The sequence below is a fragment of the Micromonospora sp. D75 genome (assembly GCF_018070405.1).
GTDB classification, from domain to species: Bacteria; Actinomycetota; Actinomycetes; order Mycobacteriales; family Micromonosporaceae; genus Micromonospora; species Micromonospora chalcea.
Genome location: NZ_JAGPXV010000920.1, coordinates 1 through 1,635, shown reverse-complemented (window position 1 = coordinate 1,635; position 1,635 = coordinate 1). Strand labels below are relative to the sequence as shown.

Sequence of the window (1,635 nt, the reverse complement as noted above, 5' to 3'; positions counted from 1 at the left end):
GGCATGGAGGTGCTGCTCTGGCTGGACCGGCGGCTCTCCCTGGCCGGGATCACCCACCAGAGCATCAGCCGGTTCCGGATCTGGCACGCCGGGGCCGACCAGCGGGACTGGGTGGCGACAGTGGACGGCTGGCTGCGGCACGCCATCGACCGGCACGCGGCCGCGGCGGCGCACGCCGACTGGTCGGCCACGATCCGCGAGTCGGCGCACGTCAGCCGCCCGCCCGACCGTCCGGTCGCGCCCGGCTACGGGCTCGGCGGCACGGCCGGCGGCGCGGGCATCGGCGGCGGTGGCGGTGGGGGCGATGGCACGTGATCTTGTTAAGAAGGGGCCCTTCCTCTGCCGGAGGCGTTAAGAAGGGGCCCTTCCTTACACCTCAGCCGGCGGCGAGCTTGAGGCTGAAGCCGAGGAACAGCATCGCCACCGCCGTGGTCCCGGTCGCGGCCAGCCGACGGCGCTGCCGGAACTGGGCCGCCAGGAACGTGCCGGTGAAGATCAGCGCGGTCAGGTAGAGCGCGCTGGCGACCTGCGCGATCAGCCCGAGCAGCAGGAACGACAGCGCCGGCCAGGCGTACCCGGGGTCGACGAACTGGATGAAGAACGAGACGAAGAACAGGATCGCCTTCGGGTTGAGCAGGCTGATCACCAGCGCCCGCCGGAACGGCTCCTGCGGCCCGGCCGGCTCGACCTCGTCGATCAGGCGCGGCGTGGCCGGGTCGTTACGGTCGCGCCAGCGCCGCCACGCGCCGCGCAGCATGGCCAGCCCCAACCACCCGAGGTACGCCGCGCCAGCGTACTTGATCACCAGGTAGAGCGGCGGGTACGCCTGGAGCAGCGAGGCCACCCCGGCGGCGGAGAGGAACATCAGCACCGCGTCGCCGACGAACACCCCAGCCGCGGCCCGGTAACCGGTGGCCACGCCCCGGCGGGCGGCGGTGGCCAGCACGAAGAGCGAGTTCGGTCCGGGCAGCAGCACGATCGCCACGGTGCCCAGCACGTACGTCCAGATGTCGGTGATCCCCAGCACGCCGGACATCATGACGCCACGGGGGCCGCCGCGCGAAGACGTTCCCGCAGGCTGGCCTGTGCGCTCGGCCACTCCTGCGCGAGCATGGAGTACTGCACGGTGTCGCGCCAGGAGCCGTCGGCGCGCTGCTTGTGCTGCCGCAGTACGCCCTCCCGGCTCGCGCCGAGCCGTTCGATGGCCCGCTGGGAGCGCTCGTTGCGGATGTCGGTGTGCCAGACCACGCGCACCGCGTCCAGCTCGTCGAAGGCGCGGCCCAGCAGCAGCAGCTTCGCCTCGGTGTTGACGCCGGTACGCCACCAGGGGCGGCCCAGCCAGGTGTAGCCGATCGCCAGCGACCTGCGGACCGGGTCGATCTCGTAGTAGGAGGTGGTGCCGATGACCGCGCCGGTGGTGGCGCAGCGCTGCGCCCAGCACACCTGCTCGCCGCGCTCCTGCGCGTCCAGGTAGCCGCCGATCACCCGGCGCATCTCGTCGGCGTCGGCCGGCCCCGTACCGCCCAGGTGCTGCCACACCAGCGGGTCGTCGGTGGCGGCGTGCAGCTCGTCGGCGTGGGCGAGGTCGAGCGGCTCCACCCCCACGTGCTCGCCGCGCCGCACCGCCGGCGCGTG

General features: G+C 73.1%; 2 protein-coding genes and 1 pseudogene. 1 reads left to right on the top strand and 2 read right to left on the bottom strand.

Annotation, left to right across the window (positions count from 1 at the left end; genetic code table 11):
• Positions 1-315: pseudogene (locus KBX39_RS30695) on the top strand (sporulation protein SpoOM); the annotation flags it as partial.
• A 61-nt stretch (positions 316-376) separates the two neighbouring features.
• Here KBX39_RS30695 and leuE read toward each other — a convergent pair.
• Entirely contained in the window at positions 377-1,039 is a 663-nt protein-coding gene (gene leuE, locus KBX39_RS30690) for a leucine efflux protein LeuE (protein WP_043325749.1), read from the bottom strand.
• Positions 1,036-1,635 (bottom strand): GNAT family N-acetyltransferase (locus tag KBX39_RS30685; protein WP_210873893.1); only part of this gene is annotated, 600 nt, incomplete at its 5' end. The genes KBX39_RS30685 and leuE, both read right to left, overlap by 4 nt.